Origin of the sequence: Succinivibrio dextrinosolvens DSM 3072 (assembly GCF_900167015.1) — a bacterium.
In the GTDB taxonomy this organism is placed as follows: domain Bacteria; phylum Pseudomonadota; class Gammaproteobacteria; order Enterobacterales; family Succinivibrionaceae; genus Succinivibrio; species Succinivibrio dextrinosolvens.
Map to the genome: position 1 here is coordinate 96,705 of NZ_FUXX01000003.1, position 18,399 is coordinate 115,103.

14 protein-coding genes are annotated in these 18,399 nt (G+C 38.9%); 9 read left to right on the forward strand and 5 right to left on the reverse strand.

The window, feature by feature from the left end; translation table 11 throughout:
• Positions 1-71: 71 nt before the first annotated feature.
• Positions 72-452 carry a hypothetical protein gene (locus B5D46_RS01735; RefSeq protein WP_031492802.1) on the reverse strand — a complete coding sequence of 127 codons (381 nt, stop codon included), beginning with the start codon at positions 450-452 and terminating at the stop codon, positions 72-74.
• Positions 453-552: 100 nt separating this feature from the next.
• Entirely contained in the window at positions 553-3,060 is a 2,508-nt protein-coding gene (gene lon / locus B5D46_RS01740) for an endopeptidase La (protein ID WP_051639676.1), read from the reverse strand.
• Positions 3,061-3,515: 455 nt separating this feature from the next.
• Here lon and B5D46_RS01745 point away from each other — a divergent pair, with 455 nt between their 5' ends.
• Both B5D46_RS01745 and B5D46_RS01750 read left to right on the forward strand, forming a co-directional pair.
• Positions 3,516-3,845 carry a hypothetical protein gene (locus B5D46_RS01745; protein ID WP_078927961.1) on the forward strand — a complete coding sequence of 110 codons (330 nt, stop codon included), beginning with the start codon at positions 3,516-3,518 and terminating at the stop codon, positions 3,843-3,845.
• A gap of 75 nt (positions 3,846-3,920) precedes the next feature.
• A complete protein-coding gene (locus tag B5D46_RS01750; RefSeq protein ID WP_078927962.1) occupies positions 3,921-4,415 on the forward strand; it encodes a hypothetical protein in 495 nt (164 codons plus the stop codon).
• A gap of 88 nt (positions 4,416-4,503) precedes the next feature.
• On the opposite strand, the gene clpX is transcribed toward B5D46_RS01750, so the two are convergent.
• The 3 genes from clpX to tig are packed head-to-tail and all read right to left on the reverse strand — an operon-like array spanning position 4,504 to position 7,773.
• Positions 4,504-5,769 (reverse strand): ATP-dependent Clp protease ATP-binding subunit ClpX, encoded by a 1,266-nt coding sequence (gene clpX, locus B5D46_RS01755; RefSeq protein WP_078927963.1) that lies wholly within the window; start codon positions 5,767-5,769, stop codon positions 4,504-4,506.
• 2 nt (positions 5,770-5,771) lie between these two features.
• On the reverse strand, positions 5,772-6,416 hold the full coding sequence (clpP, locus tag B5D46_RS01760; protein WP_031492796.1) for an ATP-dependent Clp endopeptidase proteolytic subunit ClpP: 645 nt from the start codon (positions 6,414-6,416) through the stop codon (positions 5,772-5,774).
• A 37-nt stretch (positions 6,417-6,453) separates the two neighbouring features.
• Positions 6,454-7,773 carry a trigger factor gene (tig, locus tag B5D46_RS01765; protein ID WP_078927964.1) on the reverse strand — a complete coding sequence of 440 codons (1,320 nt, stop codon included), beginning with the start codon at positions 7,771-7,773 and terminating at the stop codon, positions 6,454-6,456.
• Between the two features lie 225 nt (positions 7,774-7,998).
• On the opposite strand from tig, the gene B5D46_RS01770 reads away from it, so the two are divergent.
• From B5D46_RS01770 to B5D46_RS12005, 7 genes are all read left to right on the forward strand, one after another.
• Positions 7,999-9,063 (forward strand): beta-N-acetylglucosaminidase domain-containing protein, encoded by a 1,065-nt coding sequence (locus B5D46_RS01770; protein ID WP_078927965.1) that lies wholly within the window; start codon positions 7,999-8,001, stop codon positions 9,061-9,063.
• A gap of 69 nt (positions 9,064-9,132) precedes the next feature.
• A complete protein-coding gene (locus tag B5D46_RS01775) occupies positions 9,133-12,360 on the forward strand; it encodes a tellurite resistance TerB C-terminal domain-containing protein (protein WP_078927966.1) in 3,228 nt (1,075 codons plus the stop codon).
• A 337-nt stretch (positions 12,361-12,697) separates the two neighbouring features.
• On the forward strand, positions 12,698-14,437 hold the full coding sequence (locus tag B5D46_RS01780) for a putative transporter (RefSeq protein WP_078927967.1): 1,740 nt from the start codon (positions 12,698-12,700) through the stop codon (positions 14,435-14,437).
• A 1-nt stretch (position 14,438) separates the two neighbouring features.
• Positions 14,439-15,218 carry a hypothetical protein gene (locus B5D46_RS01785; RefSeq protein WP_078927968.1) on the forward strand — a complete coding sequence of 260 codons (780 nt, stop codon included), beginning with the start codon at positions 14,439-14,441 and terminating at the stop codon, positions 15,216-15,218.
• A gap of 391 nt (positions 15,219-15,609) precedes the next feature.
• Positions 15,610-17,184, forward strand: a complete 1,575-nt coding sequence (gene nhaB, locus B5D46_RS01790) for a sodium/proton antiporter NhaB (RefSeq protein WP_143675581.1) — start codon at positions 15,610-15,612, stop codon at positions 17,182-17,184.
• A 190-nt stretch (positions 17,185-17,374) separates the two neighbouring features.
• Entirely contained in the window at positions 17,375-17,920 is a 546-nt protein-coding gene (locus B5D46_RS01795; protein ID WP_078927969.1) for a disulfide bond formation protein B, read from the forward strand.
• Positions 17,921-18,181: 261 nt separating this feature from the next.
• The coding region (locus B5D46_RS12005) for a transposase family protein (protein ID WP_143675582.1) at positions 18,182-18,399 on the forward strand (218 nt) is incomplete at its 3' end.

Consider the following 18,399-nt stretch of genomic DNA (forward strand, 5'->3'; position numbering starts at 1 on the left):
TCTGATGCTATGCACTGTTCTGTTCAAAACAATATACAGATAAACAGAACCGAAGAAATCAGACTGAAAAACTAGTCTTTCTTGTCGTGTGCTCTGATGTACTCAATAATTGGAGGCAGAAGATCATCCTCAATGTGAGCAATCTTCTGTCTTAGAACAAAAGAGTTATCATCCTTCAGATACTCAAGATTATCCTGGCACTCCATCAGCATTGGCAGCGTATTCTCTACACTGATGCATAATGGCTTGATAATCTTAAGGAAAGCCTCTGGATTAACAACCTTGTCTGAATTGATCTGAGGTGCAATCTTCTCAAGAATTTCAATCAGAGAATCTGCAGACTTGAAGATCTTGGTAATCTCATCCTCAATACCGCTTTTCTTTTTGTCGTCTGCAACTTCATCGTCAAACTTTACAAAATCGTCTTTGTTATTTAACTGATTATCACTCATAACTCAGCGAATAGCCCCACTAATACTAAATAAATCTGTAATCAGACAAAACACACCTGCCTGATACTGAAAATCTCCTCGTTGTGAGGAGATTTAAAAGTTAAACGTTTTTCTTGGCAGCTGCGGTGGTCTTCTTTGAAGTTGTCGCAGCTTTCTTATCCTTAAGCTTCCACATGGTGGTTGGCTTGAACTTGTAAGGATCAGATACAAGCGCTGTCTTTAAAACCTCTTCAATACGGGATACAGGTTTGATAGTCATCTTTTCCTGTACCACATGAGGAATATCCCAGAGATCCTTCTCATTTTCCTTAGGGATCATTACAGTCTTGATTCCGCCACGCATTGCAGCCAGCAGCTTCTCCTTAAGACCGCCGATTGGAAGAACATCACCACGAAGAGTAATCTCACCGGTCATGGCAACATCTGCTCTTACAGCATTGCCGGTTAGTGCTGAAACAACAGCGGTAACCATACCGACACCAGCAGATGGACCATCCTTAGGAACAGCACCCTCTGGAACGTGAACATGAAGATCACAGGTCTCAAAGAAATCTGAATTCAGGTGAAGATCCTTAGATAGTGTTCTTACTACAGTAATAGCTGTAGAAATAGACTCCTTCATAACCTCACCAAGCTTACCGGTAAGCTGGTGCTTGCCCTTACCTTCGTTGGCAACAGCTTCAAGCTGAAGAATATCACCGCCTAATGATGACCAGGACAGACCGTTTACGATACCGACCTTGTTGTCATTGAGCTTGGAGGTAAAGTCATATCTCTCAGGACCAAGCATACGGTGAACATCATCCACATTAATAGCGGTATGCTTGAACTTCTTTGCCTTAGGATGTGAAATCATCAGATCCTTGATGGTCTTACGAATAAGCTCAGTCAGAATTCTCTCAAGCTCACGCACACCTGCCTCATGAGTATAGTAACGGATCAGGTGTAGCAGAGTCTTATCATCAATAGATATTTCCTTGTCTGTTACATGAGCCAGTCTTAACTGTTTTGGCAGAAGATGCTCTTTAGCAATATTGAACTTCTCATCCTCTGTGTATGATGAAAGATCAATAATCTCCATTCTATCCAGAAGAGGTCCTGGAATATTGTAGGAGTTAGCGGTTGTAACAAACATTACATTGGACAGATCATAGTCAATCTCAATGTAGTTATCCTCAAAGGTTGAGTTCTGCTCAGGATCTAAAACCTCAAGCAGAGCTGATGAAGGATCACCGTGAGCAGATGCTGAAACCTTATCAATCTCATCTAACAGGAATAATGGGTTGTTTACACCAACCTTAACCATGTTGGAGATAATTCGACCAGGAAGAGCACCAATATAGGTTCTTCTGTGACCACGGATCTCAGCCTCATCATTCACACCGCCTAAAGCCACACGAACGTATTTTCTTCCGGTTGCATTGGCAATTGACTTACCTAATGAGGTTTTACCGATACCTGGAGGACCCATCAGACAGATGATTGGTCCATGCAGCTTGTCAGCACGAGACTGAACTGCCAGATACTCTAAAATTCTGTCTTTAACCTTGGTCAGGCCATAGTGTTCCTTATCAAGAATCTCTTTAGCCTTCTTTAAATCAACGTTGATTGGAGTACCGTAATTCCAAGGCAGAGTTAACAGAGTCTCAACATAGTTTCTTACAATTGAGTACTCAGATGAGTTTACGCTCATGGAATTAAGCTTCTTAATCTCTCGCTCAATTCTCTTGTGAACATACTCTGGAGCATTCAGATTCTCATTACGGGTAACCAGATTCTGAATATCATCCTCTTCTGACAGAGTAATACCAAGTTCCTTTTTGATTGCCTTAAGCTGTTCTGACAGGAAGTATTCCTTCTGGTTCTTTTCCATTGAACGCTTAGCAAGATCAATAATATGGTTCTCAAGCTCTGACTTGTATGAGTAGCCATTTAACAGACTGATGATAATACGGCCTCTCTCAACAGGATTTAAAGTTGAAAGCAGCATGAACTTGGTCTGACTGTCCAGCTTTAGAATCTGGGTCAGCATATCTGTAAGTCTTGAAAGAGATGACTCTTCTAAGATTGCTGTAACCAGGTGTTTAGGAACACTGTCCTCAATTAGAGCACGTGAAGTCTTGTCTGAGCTTTCAATTGAATACTCAAGACATGATTTAAGAACACTTAGAGTGTCATTAACCTCTTTAGGAGAAAGCTCAGGCTCTTCTAAAACCAGTACACGAGCCTTTCTAAATGAAGAACCTGGCTCATCAATAACCTCAAGAAGCTTGATTCTGGTATAACCGGAAATCAGACACTGATAGGTATTAGAATCCTTTTTCTTCATGTTCAGGAGAGTACATAGAACACCGGTCTTATGCAGCTCCTTGAAATCAGGTTTCTCATCAACTTCATTCAACTGACAGAAGACTGCAATATTCGCATCATCCTGAGCTTTTGCATATTCAAAAGCCGCAATTGAACTCTCACGAGCAGCTGTAATCTGAAGCTTAGAATTAGGTGTAATGATCAGAGCTCTTAAGGTGATAAGAGGCAGGATCATTTCTTTGTTCTCTACTTTCTTCTTTCTGGTAGAGGATTTTTTTATAGTTTTGGTTTCAGTCATTATATAGCTAACTACTTCGCATAAGAGTCATCATCCGTTCAATAGAAGGATTCTGACTACCAGATATCAAATCTGATTATTAACGTTAACGCCTTATACTTATTGTCTTAAGCTAAAAGCGTCAATCTCGGAAAATTATCTTAATATTGATTAACATATCTTCAAACTAGAAGAATTATATCATTTTTTCTTTGAGCAAAAATCTTTGTACACAAGCTTGTAGGCTCAGTCCACATTTTGAGATGAAATTGCATAATATATTGAAAACAACAGCTCAAAATGCTCAAAAAAAGAGAAAAACAAAACTAATAATCCGAGAGATACCCCCTATATATGTGAACGAATAAAGAGATTTTCAAGTTAATCTGTTCAAAAAAAAGCTGAAGATTAGACAATACCTCACAAAAGTTCTCGGTATATAATCTATTTCAGAGCTATCTCGTATCGAAAGATGGATGGCATACTTCTCAAACAAACTGAATGCAGGCGAATTACAGGAGCTTGGCATGCTGGATTCAAAAATTAAAGACGCATTAGATGCCTCAGACAAATTCATGGATGATATATCTGAACGTTTAGCTTACGTGAACCGTGAAATGGCTCTGATGGACTACAAATCAGATACCGAGGGGCATTACAGAGATGGATTTGCGGATGGTAAAGCTGAAGAACATTTCGAGATGCTAAAAACAATGATATTAAATGGAGCTGATGACGAAACCATTAACAAATTAACCAACGTATCACTTGAAGAAATCAAAGAAATACGCCAGAAAATAAAATAACGAGTACTGATTACAGAAATTTCAGATAAGTTATCAATACTCAAAAAATATATTTGATAGTTAAAGGAGTTAGATATGCAAAATTCCTGCATTAAAGACCTCATAGAAGAGACCGATAGCACCATGAATGATATTTCAGAACATCTGGAAAATATTAAATATAATATGGATGACAAAGACTCAAAATATATTCCCAAAGGCTTTTTCAAAAAAGATATATTTGCTCAAGAATATACTGAAGCTTATGCAAAAGCTTATAAAAAAATTCAAGCTAAAGCTTATGCCAAAGCTAGTTCTGAAGCTCATGCTGAGGCATATGGAGAATACTATGCCCGTTGTTATGCCAAGGGTTATGCTGATGGTTATATCAAAACGTATGCCGAATCTTATGTAGAGGAAAAATACATTATAATTAAAAACATGATGGAATACGGAATGGATGACGAAACCATCAATAAGATTGCAAAATTAACTATGGATGAAATTATAGAAATTCGACAGAGCACCGAGAAGAATAAAGCACAGCTAATCCAAAAGATTAAGACGAGATTATTAGGACTCAACAGTTAACGAGATATTTGAAAATTCCAAGAGATTGCTCAGATAGCACATAGAAAAAGACCTCCAACAGGAGGTCTTTTATCATTACAAATTAGAATTAAGAATTAGAAGCGATTTCAAAATCATTCTTTTTGATAACGATAGGTTCTTCCTGTTTTTCAACAGTATCCTTGTCAACCACAACTCTCTCAACATCCTTTACAGAAGGAATATCGAACATGGTATTCAACAGAAGACCTTCAACAACTGAACGCAGACCACGAGCACCTGTATGACGCTTGATAGCGGTATCAGCAATTGCATTTAATGCTTCTTCGGTAAACTCAAGTTTTACATTCTCAAACTTGAACATTTCCTCGAACTGTCTGATGATAGCGTTCTTAGGTTCTCTTAGAACACGAATCAGTTCTTCACGGCTTAATTCCGATAAAGCGGTAATAACAGGCATTCTACCTACAAACTCAGGAATAATACCGAATTTAACAAGATCATCAGGCTCTACTTTCTTGTATTTGTCAGAAAGAGACATCTTCTCGTTCTCACCTAAAACCTCGGCACCGAAACCGATACCTGATTTCTTGGAAACTCTCTTCTCGACAACCTTCTCGAGACCGTCAAAGGCACCACCGCAGATAAACAGAATCTGTGAGGTATCAACCTCAATGTTCTTTTCCTGAGGATGCTTTCTGCCGCCATTAGGTGGAACAGAAGCAACAGTACCTTCAACTAGCTTTAAAAGTGCCTGCTGAACACCTTCACCTGAAACATCACGGGTAATTGAAGGATTCTCACTCTTACGGGCAATCTTATCGATCTCGTCAATGTAGATAATACCCTTCTGAGCCTTTTCAACATCAAAATCACAGTTCTGAAGAAGACGAACAATAACATTCTCAACGTCTTCACCAACATAACCGGCTTCGGTTAAGGTTGTTGCATCAGAAATAGCAAATGGAACGTTCAGAAACTTAGCTAAAGTCTGAACTAAAAGAGTCTTACCAGATCCGGTTGGGCCAACCAGAAGAATATTTGATTTACCCAGCTCTACACCTGAATCATTATTGGTGTGACGTAATCTCTGGTAATGATTGTAAACAGCAACAGACAGAACCTTCTTAGCATCTTCCTGACCAATAACGTACTCATCAAGGTGCTTAGCAATGTCACGTGGTGTAGGGATGTTATCAAGATCGATTCCTGAACTTCCCTTAGAACCCTTGGACATGCCACGCTGTTCAAGCATCTTGTAACATTTAGTAATACAATCTGAACAGATGCAGGTTCCGTGAGCTTTAATCAGAGTTCTGGTTTCTGATGAACCCTGACCACAGAATAAACAAGTACTTTTTGGGGTATCAGACATGACTAATCTTCCTTATCTGAAGCAGTAATTTCAGAACGATTGGTAATAACTCTATCGATTAAACCAAAATCCAGGGCTTCCTGAGAAGTCATGAAGTTGTCTCTTTCAGTATTCTGAACAACTTCCTCTAAGCTCTTGCCTGTGTGCTTTGCAAGAATTCCGTTTAAGGTATTCTTAATACGCTGGGTCTCCTGAGCATGAATCATGATATCAGTTGCCTGACCCTTGAATCCACCTAAAGGCTGGTGGATCATGATGCGTGAATTAGGCAGAGCAAATCTTTTACCAGGAGCTCCGCCGGCCAGTAAAAATGATCCCATGGAACAGGCCTGTCCCATGCATAAAGTGCAGACATCAGGCTTGATGTACTGCATGGTGTCGTATATAGCTAAACCAGCTGTAACTACGCCACCAGGAGAATTGATGTACAGATAGATATCCTTGTCAGGATCTTCTGATTCTAAAAACAGAAGCTGTGCCACGATCAGATCAGCCATGTGATCTTCTACTTCACCAGTAAGAAAGATCACTCGGTCTTTTAACAGACGTGAATATATATCAAAGGATCTTTCACCTCTGGCAGTCTGTTCAATAACCATAGGCACCAGTGAAGATGCCATTGTTGTCTGATTCTCAAAATTTAACATTAGTAGCACAGCTCCTTATAATTATAATAATAGTCTATTAACGAGCACGAACTAGTTCGTCAAATGACATAGTCTCATCGCCGTCTGCAGCCTTTTCCATTACCTTAGCTACAACTTCAGCCTCAATAGCTGCATTCTGGATGTTCTCGAACTGAGCCTTATCCTTACGTAGCTGAGCGATAACCTCTGCAGGATCCTCATATGCACCAGCGATCTGGTTTAACTGAGCGTCAACATATGAGTCTGATGGCTTGGTGCAGCCTAAGTCAAGAATGATCTTGCGAACGATGATGCCTAAACGAGCAGCTTTAACTGACTCATCCTTGAACATCTCTTCCTTCTTGAAGCTTGCAGGTAGCTTGGTCATGCCGTAAGCTCTCATCTGGTTCTCGAAGTTCTTAGCTAAACGCTCGATCTCTGCGTCGATGTAAGCCTGTGGAACTGCGAACTCACCGTACTGAGCAATCAGTGCATCGAATAGGTTCTGACGGGTCTTTACATAAACAGAACGAGTTAACTCGCGGTCCATGTTCTTACGTAGGTCAGCCTTGAAGGTATCGATTGAGCCATCCTTAACACCGAATACCTTAACGAAGTCCTCGTTAAGCTCAGGTAGAACTAGCTCTGAAACTGAATTAACAGTGATGTCGAACTCAGCATCCTTGCCCTTTAGGTTCTCAGCGTGATACTCCTCTGGGAACTTAACCTGGATGGTGAACTTGTCACCAGCCTTGTGGCCTTCGATCTGCTCAGTGAAACCAGGAATCATCTGGGTCTCACCAACAGTTAGAGCGAAGTTCTCAGCCTTACCGCCTTCGAACTCAACACCCTCTGAACGGCCTAGGAAGTCGATTGATGCACGAGTGCCCTTAGCAACTACAGCACCATCTTTAACCTGCCACTTGCCCTGCTGCTTACGTAGGTTCTCGATCATCTTCTCTACGTCAGCATCGGTAACTTCAGCCTTGATGTTCTTTAGCTTTAACTCTTCAAAAGGCTTTAGTTCTAACTCTGGGTTAACTTCAACGGTTGCCTCGTAAACGAACTCTTCATCATTCTTGAATGAAGCTTTCTTTACTTCAACACGTGGATAGCCAACTACTTCTAGCTTTGACTCTTCAACAGCCTTGCCTAAGGTCTTGTTGATCAGTGAATCATAAGCATCTGAAAAAATCTGTCCGCCGAACTGTGACTCTAGAACCTTAGCTGGAATGTGGCCCTTACGGAAACCATCTACCTTTGCGTTCTTAGCGTACTTGCGGAAACTTGCGTCATATGCCTTTTTTACGTCTTCTGCTGGCACAGTAACAGTTAGAAGATGCTGAACACCTTCTTTTTTCTCGGTTGAAACCTGCATTTTTTTCCTCTATTTGGGTTGCAGTAATTAACATACAAAATTGACGCATCGGAGTATATAACTGTGCCGTGCGTCTATACAAACCACGTTATTATACTAGCGAAAAGCCATCTAATCAATGTACAAATGTGTCAACGGTCAAAAGGTTATACACAAAAATAACAAGAAGGATTATTTTTGAAGGAAAAGCTAGTAAGATCAAAGAATACAGGTTAAGGAGTTATTATGGAAACCACATTGGGAATAATTGAAGGTTTTTATGGAAAACTTTATACAAAAAGACAGCGTGAATCTCTGTGTTCATTTGCCTCAAAAAACAGTTATTCCTATTACATTTATGCTCCAAAAAATGATCGCTCCTTAAGACGTGAATGGATGAGAGACTTTTCTGCATACGAAATTGAAAAACTAAAGGATTTCTCAGCATTCTGTCATCAGCGAAACATGAGATTCGGCATCGGTATTTCACCTCTTGCAATAACAGAAGATCCAAAGAAAAAGCTTCCTTATCTTTATAAGAAAATTGATACCGCAATCAGTAAACTGAAAACAGATATCATTGCAATTCTGTTTGATGATATAAAGCTTTATACCCCTGATGAAGGGATAAAGCAGAAGCAGATTGTTCTAGACATCTACAAAAGACTTAAAGGAACAGGAATCAGACTTATTTTCTGCCCGACCTACTACAGTTTTGATCCTATTTTAGACAAGGTGTTTGGAGAACGACCTTCAGATTATTTTGAACAGATAATAAAGGGACTTCCAGAGGAGATTGAAATCTTCTGGACCGGCAACAAGGTTCTATCAAAATCAATCACAAAGAGTGATATTCAAAGCATCAACGATAAATTCAAAAGAAAGGTAACCATCTGGGATAACTATCCTGTCAACGATGGAAAGTTCATCAGCAAGAAAATCTACACCAGAGAATTTTCCTCTAGAGAGAATCTTGATGGAACCGTCCTGTCACATGCAGTTAATCCAATGCTGGAAGCAAATCTTACAAGAATTGCCCTCTCGACACTGCCTTTATGCTACCAGGAAAAAGACGCTGAAGAGATAAGGGATTTCAGGCTGAAACAGATAAAAAATCTTTTTAAATCAGATAATTCAAAGCTTATTGAGTATCTGAATCTGTTAAATGATGAGGGTATAGACGCTCTTAACGAAAAACAGAAGAATGAGCTTTTAGGAATCTGTCAGAAACTTAAGAATGCAGCAGCAAGGGAAGTAATAGATTTTCTAAAAGGTGTATATAAATTTGACCCTGCCTGCCTCACATCCTAAATTAAGTGGTAAACTAGACAAGGTTAACCTCTGAGATTTCACGAAAACAGGAATTCTTACAATCTGCTCATGAAAAAGGATGCTTCATACTATAAACAGAGAATCGGAGATCTTTCCTCCGAGCTCTTGGAGACAATTCGAGATTTATACACAGAAGCATCATCTCACCGCTTTATCTGCATGTCACTTTCAGAACTGTGCAGTACACTCAAACTTGATTATACTCATACAGAATTCGACAAGAACTCTCAGCAGATCTATATAGATATCAATTCCTATCTTGAAAAGATCAACCTCAAACTGGTTCCATGTTCAGTACCTGTGGATCTATCCTTTTATGACAAGATTTTTGTTACCACCAGACCAGATCTGAACAATGACGAGGACTGCGCTGCCGTAAAAGCACTGGTTGCAGCAAAGAAAACTCCTACTGTAAAAGACTTAAAGCACATCAACATGATGAATGTAAAACTATCAAACTACAACATCATGCTGAGAGTATTTGAAGGTCTTTTTGTGGTTAGCTCTGCAAAGCTTGATCCTCATCAGAGAGTCGCTTTGAACAACATCATAAGCAAGATGGAGCTTCCAAAGGAAGGTCTTGCCTACATAAGAACCTGCTATACCTACTCAAGTGAATACAGAAACCGTCACTGTGATTATAAGAATCCAGCATTCTGCTTTAAACCACTTGATAAGGACAATCAGCTTAAGGTAAGTCAGTATCTAGCAGCAATCTCAGCATCATCAAGCTATAAGGAGCCATTCAATCTTGATTATCCTTATATTAATGATCTTGAGAATGCATACAGACAGCTTGTTGCATCTAAGCCAGAGAAAAATGACTTACAGATTAAGCAGTTAAAAAGAATCAACGCAGAGTTTGTCAAAGAGGAAATTTCTACAAGCTTCGTAGAAAGAATGTTCCTTGATTTAAAGAACAACTGCTACAACTATATAAACTCACTTAGTGCACATGAAAAAGCCCACATCGATTTATGCGGGATTATCAGCAAAAGCTCTCCGGTATTGAAAAACGAGCTGGTAAGAAATATCTACAGATATATCAGCAGTCATGTTACTCCACATATTGAAAAGCTGATTCCTCTGGAGAGTTCTCTAAGTCTGCAGGAAATCGATATTCCTGATCACAGAGCAGCTAACTTTATATATACAACAGATGACAAGCAGATCTCCATTGTCTTCCCTAACATTTACTACACTCAGGACAAGGTTAGAGAACCGGAAAAGTGTGAGAATTTTGAAGAATTCACCGCATTTATAAAAAACACCGTGGAATTTAAGGATAAGAGTAATAAGACCTTATCTTCAGATAAAACAAATATTCAGATTCTTCTGTTTAACTTTTTTATACGTCTTATTTTAAAGAATCTGTACCTGTCCTTTGATAAAGAGGATTCTCAGAAGGGACTTGAAGCTCTGAAAGATGAGTTTGATAACATTCAGCTCATAGAGCTTCTGTATATAAGGACTCTTTATTTTGCATTCTTTGAGTCATTTGATAACACCTTTGAGAGCATCAGCGATAAAAATCTGCTTCTGCTTGGAATGTATTATTATCCTGAGCTTACAAGACTGGCCTTATTCTCTCTTTTAGCTTCAGACAAAGAAAAAAGTATTGATGCTTACTATCAGAAAAATAAAGAAGTTTTTGAGCTTTACATCTATCATCTGGTAACCTGCAACGATCAGAGCAGATTCAAGTGGGTACGCGACCTTAAGGGAACCACTGATTATTTTGTAAAGGCAATAATCCGAAAGATAAGACCGCTTATCAACACTTCCCTTTTAAATAGTGTTTTCAGAGGATTAAATCTGGAAAAATTCAGCACAGCTGTTGAATACAACAGTAAGCACGATGAAGATTTCAATAACTATGTTATCTTTGATGAATCACTAAGACAGATGAGTACTCACGCTCATAAGAATCTTCAGACTCTGATTCATCATCCTGTTTTTGCAAACCTTATAGCGCCTGTAACCGGAGAGAATACAGTAAATAACCTTACCGGCCTTAAGAGTCAGGAGAACCTCCCTGAGCTTTTAAAAATAGAGGAAGAACTGTCTGTTGCAGATAATCTAATCAAATACCTTTCAACAGTAAAACCTCAGACAGATCATACTCTTGCAAAACTTATACTGGGTGAACTTGGAAGACTAGAGGCACAGAATATCAAGAGAAATCTCAATGAGATTATCTTTACCAAGAACTCTCAGCTCTGTGACATTTTCAAAATTGAATACTCCTTCCTGGCAACAGAATGTATTGAGGATCATCTGCCAAAGCTAGGGCTTATGGTAGTTCCTATTGATATGTCTCTGCCTAAGGAGGCACGAGCAAAGCTCAAGCAGCATAAGATTATAACCACTTCTCTGCCTGCTGACGAAATGACAGACGATTTTATGGATAAGCTCTGTGCTGCACAGATGGCGTTTATCATCTTCAATTATGTTGTACCAGTTAATACTGTAGAAATCAGACTGTCCAGATATATGGAGCTTTCACCAAAGCAGAACGTATATGCAATCAAGTTCTTCAATACCCTAAGACTACTGATGCATGGTACCAAACCATTTGAGAAGAACTACTACAGTAATCTTTATGCTGAACAGAAAAATAATCCAAACTTCAAGCTGTGCATAAGCTATCTGAAAAAAATCGTTCTTGATGAAATCAGAACTTCTCCTCTTAAGAACTATCTGACCGAGAAATTCAGTCAGATTTTTGCCCTGATGAATGTTAAATCATCAGTTAAAGCAGTTAAGCAAGAGAATGAGAGAGCAGCTGAAGATCAGAATAGCGTAAGCGTACAAAAAGGAATGCCATCATCTCTGTACAGAAGTTCAGAGCACAGTTTCTTTAAGGCCAACAGTTTTGATACCAAGAATCTTGATTCTTCTCTGATTGATTCAAAGCTTAAAGAAAGTGCACAGATTCAGGACGTTATTACCCAGATCCGCATAGATGAGGGAACTCTTGAAAAGGAAGCACCTGAGCAGCCAGAAGAAATAAAAACTGAAATTTCTGATACACCGAATAGCGATATCAGATACTCATCTGAAAATGCCAGAAAACTAATTGAGGCAATAAAGAGTATGGAAGCTGAGGTTATAGATATAAACGAGTTTAAAGGTCTATGTCTAAGCCTTAAGTTTATGTCCTCTGATGCCGCTATTGAAGAAATCAATGACTGGAGCTACGAAAACTTTGACGAGCCTTTACTTGACTACGCTCCAGAGGAAAACTGCATCTATATCTCAACCGATCTCATATAGGCTGAATGATCACAGAAAAGCTCAAAAAAAATACATTTTAGAAAAAATGTGAATCAGTTAAAAATTCTCAAATCGACTGTGATACAATACACGCGGAATAAAATTGGCTAATATAATTGTCAATTTTATTTTTACTCTCGAAATTTAAGCTATCTTACTGATTTATTACATGTATTAGAGGTCAGATTTCGACGGGTTATCTTAGTTTAAGGCAAACTAAAACCGTGGGACACACGGGGTTAGCTTGTATAGAACAGGATCGAAAGATCCGTTAAACAAGAAGCTTCACTTTCTAGCAAAGTGATAGTATGTCAGTTTATCCAATTAGGATTTATAAATGTCATCTCTTGCCCTGTTAATTATTTACGTTTCAGTCGGCGCTGTTTTAGGTATTGGCCTTGGCCAGCTTAAATATAAAGGTGTCGGTGTCGGAATTGGCGGTGTGCTGTTCTCTGGTATTTTTGTCGGACACATGGCACATGCTTATTTCGGTTTTGATCTAGTTTCAGCTGCTGGTGCAGCAACCTCTGAAGAAACCATTCTTCACTTCCTTCAGGAATTCGGATTGATGTTATTCGTATACGCAATCGGTATTCAGGTTGGTCCAAGCTTCTTTGCAGCCTTAAGAGGAAGTGGTTTAAAGCTTATCTCTCTAGCTGTTTCAATCATTGTTTTAGGTTGCGTAATTTCTTTAACCATGTTCTACTGCGGCATCGTAACTCCAGATGCAATGGTAGGTATGTATTCAGGTGGTATTACCAATACTCCTGCTCTGTCTGCAGCTATTGCGATGGTTAATGATCTGTCAGCACAGATTCAGGCTTCAGGACAAGATGCAATTGCTCTAGGCTTTGACACCAAGACTGTTCCACAGGCTTATGCAGTGGCTTATCCTTTTGGTGTTTGCTCAATTCTTATCACCATGATTCTTCTAAGAGCAGTTTTCCACATCAGCATTGAGGGTGAGGGAAGCGCTTATGCAGAGAGCAAAGGTCGTGGTGTTGATACTCCAATCGTTTCAAACGTTTCTATCGAAAACTCAGATTACTTCGGTAAGACCATCAACGACATTCCATGTGTTGCTGACGGCACTGTAATCTGCTCTCGTATCAAGAGAGACGGTGAACTGTCTGTTCCTACAAAAGATCTGATTCTAAAGCAGGGTGATATCGTTCACTTAGTAGGTGGAGCTAAGTATGTTCAGAAGGCTTCTCAGGCAATCGGTACTGAGACCAAGGACGTTCTGACCACTCACGGTTCAACAATTTCTGTACGTCATCTGATCATCACTAACAACCATGTAATGGGAAGAACTCTTGCAGAGCTTGATCTTGAGAATCAGTTCGGCTTAGTTATTTCTCGTGTGTTCAGATCTGGTATTCAGTTTATGCCAACTCCTGATTTACGTCTTGCTCTTGGCGACGAAATCAACGTTGTTGGTACCATGGAGAACATCCGTAAGGCTGGTAAGGTTGTAGGTAATTCATCAACAACCATGAACCACGTTCCAATGATGCCAATCTTCATCGGTCTGTTCCTAGGTATGCTGTTAGGTTCTGTACCTATTCCAATTCCTGGTGTTCCTGCTCCTATGAAGCTGGGTGTTATCGGTGGTACTCTTGTTTGCGCAATTATGCTTGCAAGATTCGGTGATGTCTGGACTAAGAACGTAATGCACTGGAGACTTCCTGTTCCTGCATTGTCTGCTTTCAAGGAAATCGGTATTACCCTGTTCCTGACAATCGTTGGTATCAGAGCTGGTGCAAATGGTTTCTGGGAGACTCTAACAAATGGTTTAGGTCTTCACTGGATGGCATGGGCAACCCTGATTTCAATCATTCCTCTACTGATTGTTGGATTCATCGGTGCCAAGGTATTCAAGGTTAACTACCTTGTTCTATGCGGTGTATTAGCAGGTTCTTACACTGATCCTCCAGCACTTGCTTACGCAAATGGTATGTACAAGGATGCAGAAGCATCATCAATTGGTTACGCAACCGTATATCCATTTGTAATGTTCCTGAGAATTTTATCTCCTCAGGTAATGCTGATTATCATTTCATCTGCATTCATCTAGTATGACAGAGAATATCAAATCTATCCGCCCACATGCAGTCGCTGTGGGCGGCATTTTTTCCGCGGTACTAAAAGCAGTTAAGCAGCCTATTTTGGGAATTGCTCTACTGCCTATAGCGATACTTTTGCCTAACCTTGCATCTAATCTTTACTATCTGGAGTTTTCTAAACAGAAGTCAGAGCAAAGAAAGAGTCTAGGCGAAATCTTCAGTTTAAAGAACTTTCTGTATATACAGATTCTATACAGTGCAGTGATATATGCCCTTTACAGGCTGGTCTCATTTAAAGCGGAGCAGTATATGAATGAATACACAGCTAAGGCTTTAAATAATCAGGTACTGCAGATTGCAACCCCTGAACAGATTGAATATGCAAGACACATGTCCTATCTTTTCGGTATAAGTGCAGCAATATTCTTTGTTCTTGTCATTGTAATGGCAACTGTATCTCATATTAATGCATTGAACTGTAATGAAATTCCAAATAATCACTGTTCAATAAAGTTAACATTATTTGCAATTCTGAAAAATTTACATGTATACATACTGATTTTTGTTCTTCTGTATGTACTGGCAATGATTATTGAAAACAGCTTTGCTCATTACAAGCTTATGTATCTTGAGTCAGTTATCCTGAAAAAGGATGATGCATTTAATCCTGTATATGTGTTTTTATTTGTCAGAATCTACGTTCTGTACATTCTTTACTACGTACTGAACTTACTGAGTTTAAAATCAGTTAGCTTCGATGACAGCATAAGTATCCATAACACCAAAGACTAGTATTTAATGCATCGTATTTTCTACGATGCATCCATCAAGAATAAAACTCTTCTACTGCCATTTTTGAGTGCAATCAGATAACATCAAAAAAAAGAATAAAAACGTCTCAATAATTCACAAAAGCATTCAACTATTGGAATCTGAAACACAAAAACAGAACAGACACAATTGCAGTTTGCAAATAATAAAAAAATTTTCAAAAAGCACTATAAATGCTTTTTTAAACTATTAAAAAATCGATGATTTCGTAATATAATCTTGTTGATAATCTTTTATATTCATTCTTTAAAAGCTAACTTTTAGAGAAATCAGAGAAAAATGTTAATTTTTTTCGGTATAAAAGGCTTTCACGTTCAATCAAAATACACATTTAGAAAAAACATGAGGCTGTATGAACACTTCAATAAGCTATGCTAAGGCCGGCATACTTAACTTTTTAGGTAACGCTCCTGCCTGGTATAAGAACGCGATTATAGCGTTTCTGGTAATAAATCCAATCGTTGCTCATTATTCAATGTTTGTTGCAGGTTGGCTCCTAGTACTGGAATTCATTTTCACTCTTGCAATGGCCCTTGACTGCTATCCTCTTGAAGCTGGTGGTCTTCTGGTTATTGAGGCATGCTTTATCGGCATGTGCGATGTTCATAATGTTACTCATGAAATTGAAGCAAATCTTGAAGTTATTATGCTTCTGATGTTCATGGTCGCAGGTATTCACTTCGTCCGTGACTTCCTTTTATTCTTCTTCACAAAACTTCTGGTAAAAGTAAGATCAAATATCAAGCTGGCATTCATGTTCTGTTTCATGAGTGCCTTTTTATCAGCTTTTGCTGATGCTCTAACAGTTCTTGCAATTATCATCTCAACCTGTGTTGGTCTATATCAGTTATATATGCTGATCATTACCAGCAACAATGCTCTTTCAATTGTAAGCACCAATGATGATATTGTTCCTGAGGAACACAAACAGAACCTGACTGAATTCAGAGCATTCCTAAGAAGTCTTTTAATGCACGCTGCTGTTGGTACCACCCTGGGTGGTGTATGTACCCTAGTCGGTGAGCCTCAGAACCTGATTATCGGTAGCGTCTGCAAATGGAGCTTCATGGATTATGCCTTCCGTATGTGCTCAATTTCTCTACCAGTGCTAGCCTGTGGTCTTACCACTTGTGTAATGCTTGAGAAATTCAAACTGTTCGGCTATGGACATGTAATGCCACAGCAGATTTACGATATCATGGTTAAGAAGGATACAGACCAGACTAAAGAACTGACCAAGCGTGACAAGCTGAACCTCATTATTCAGGGCTTATGTGTTGTATGGCTGATCTTTGCTTTAGGCTTCCACCTTGCATCTGTAGGTCTAATCGGTTTAAGTGTTATCGTACTTGCAACCTCACTGTGCGGTGTAACCTCTGAAGGTCCTATCGGTAAGGCATTTACAGAGTCAATGCCATTCTGTTCACTATTATGTGTATTCTTCACCGTTGTAACAGTTATTGCAGAGCAGGGATTATTCACTCCAATCATCGACCGGGTATTCTCAGCTCCAAGAGAGTTCCATATTCCAATCTTCTATCTTGCAAACGGAATTATCTCTTCAGTTTCAGATAACGTATTCGTTGCAACCATTTATATCGAGCAGGTTAGAGACGCTCTGGTTGACGGAGTTATTACCCCTGAGCACTTTGACGAATTAGCAATTGCCATCAACGCAGGAACCAACCTGCCTTCAGTTGCAACTCCAAACGGTCAGGCTGCATTCCTGTTCCTGCTGACCTCACCTATTGCTGCTTTAATCAAGCTGCCATACTTTAAGATGATGTACATGGCTTTACCATATACTATCGTACTAACTGTAGTAGGTCTGCTAACCACCTGGTTCTTAATGCCAATAGCATCAGAGTGGTTCGTTTCAAACGGATTGTTACATATGCCTACAGTAGAACTGATTCTAGGCAAGTAATTTCCTTAAATCCCGCATATAAATAGTAAATGCGGGATTTTTTTTGTCAAAAATTTGTAATCTGTATCAAGTTTTTGTTGAAATATACAACTCTTTAATTTGTAATAAAAAAATGATCTTCTAATCTATAAGTAGAAGAAAGTGATATTATTTTGTGACTGGGTAATTTCCACACAATTTAGGAGTTTATGTGTTCCAGATAATTAAGCTGATCTGCGCCTCTAGATTTTTTTGGTTTCTCCTTTTAGTGGCCGGAATTGCTTTTGAGGGTTGTGGGCTATATTTTCAATATAATCTTCATCTAGGTCCATGTGTAAACTGTGTATATGAAAGAGCTTACATTCTTGGTTTCGTAGTTGCTGGTTTTGTGGGTGCTATTGCCTCTAATTTCCTTGTTGTCAGATTCTTATGTTCACTTGGATTTTTAGCATCATCCATAGGCGGACTTCTAGTTACCTTTGAACACTATCAGGCATATAACTCGACATCTATTTTCGGTTCAACCTGCAAGCTTAAGACTGAATTTCCTGATTTCCTTCCATTAGATGAAATTGCTCCATTCATGTTTAAAGCTGTAGGCATCTGCTCAGATAAGCTTGACTGGGAATTTTTAGGACAGAGTATGCCATTCTGGATCCTGATAATATTCGGTGCATCAACTCTGGTTGCCCTGCTGCTGTTTCTTTCCATCTTCGTAAAAAAGAAATATAAAAGCCATTCAGATTTCTACAAGTAGAAAGTAGCAGCCACCATAGAGCCATTTAGATGGCTCTTTTCTTTCAGGATCTTATTCTCATTAATAATCGGTTACGATCTTCCTTCACTTAAAACAACTTTTTGTGAATTTTATTTGGGATATATCACAGTGCATATCCAATAAATTTGGCTCTAAATAAAATTTCGGGGTCATGTTCTAAATACATAAAGTAGAGCGCAAATAAAAAGAGCGGAGTTTTATAAAATTGTTTTGTCCAGAAACAAAATATAAGCTCCGCTCATGATAGATAGTATACAAGAATATTTAGAAAAAAGATTTTTCTTTGGCTTCAAAATTTCTCAGCTTGAGGAAGTCGGTTCAGACCTTCATCTATATTTAGAAGCAATTTCTCCTGGAATGTGTCAGCAGTGTAAATGCAGACAGACAAACATCCATGATTATTATCCAAGAGAGATTAGCGAACTACCTATCCTTGGAAAAAACGTAATTGTTCATCT

Excerpts from the sequence above, each read along its gene's own strand:
- B5D46_RS01745 (WP_078927961.1), top strand. The coding sequence starts at position 3,516 with ATGGCATACTTCTCAAACAAACTGAATGCAGGCGAATTACAGGAGCTT.
- B5D46_RS01785 (WP_078927968.1), top strand. The coding sequence starts at position 14,439 with ATGACAGAGAATATCAAATCTATCCGCCCACATGCAGTCGCTGTGGGC.
- nhaB (WP_143675581.1), top strand. The coding sequence starts at position 15,610 with ATGAACACTTCAATAAGCTATGCTAAGGCCGGCATACTTAACTTTTTA.
- B5D46_RS01770 (WP_078927965.1), top strand. The coding sequence starts at position 7,999 with ATGGAAACCACATTGGGAATAATTGAAGGTTTTTATGGAAAACTTTAT.
- B5D46_RS01735 (WP_031492802.1), bottom strand. The coding sequence starts at position 452 with ATGAGTGATAATCAGTTAAATAACAAAGACGATTTTGTAAAGTTTGAC.
- B5D46_RS01775 (WP_078927966.1), top strand. The coding sequence starts at position 9,133 with ATGAAAAAGGATGCTTCATACTATAAACAGAGAATCGGAGATCTTTCC.
- clpX (WP_078927963.1), bottom strand. The coding sequence starts at position 5,769 with ATGTCTGATACCCCAAAAAGTACTTGTTTATTCTGTGGTCAGGGTTCA.
- B5D46_RS01750 (WP_078927962.1), top strand. The coding sequence starts at position 3,921 with ATGCAAAATTCCTGCATTAAAGACCTCATAGAAGAGACCGATAGCACC.
- lon (WP_051639676.1), bottom strand. The coding sequence starts at position 3,060 with ATGACTGAAACCAAAACTATAAAAAAATCCTCTACCAGAAAGAAGAAA.
- tig (WP_078927964.1), bottom strand. The coding sequence starts at position 7,773 with ATGCAGGTTTCAACCGAGAAAAAAGAAGGTGTTCAGCATCTTCTAACT.
- clpP (WP_031492796.1), bottom strand. The coding sequence starts at position 6,416 with ATGTTAAATTTTGAGAATCAGACAACAATGGCATCTTCACTGGTGCCT.
- B5D46_RS01780 (WP_078927967.1), top strand. The coding sequence starts at position 12,698 with ATGTCATCTCTTGCCCTGTTAATTATTTACGTTTCAGTCGGCGCTGTT.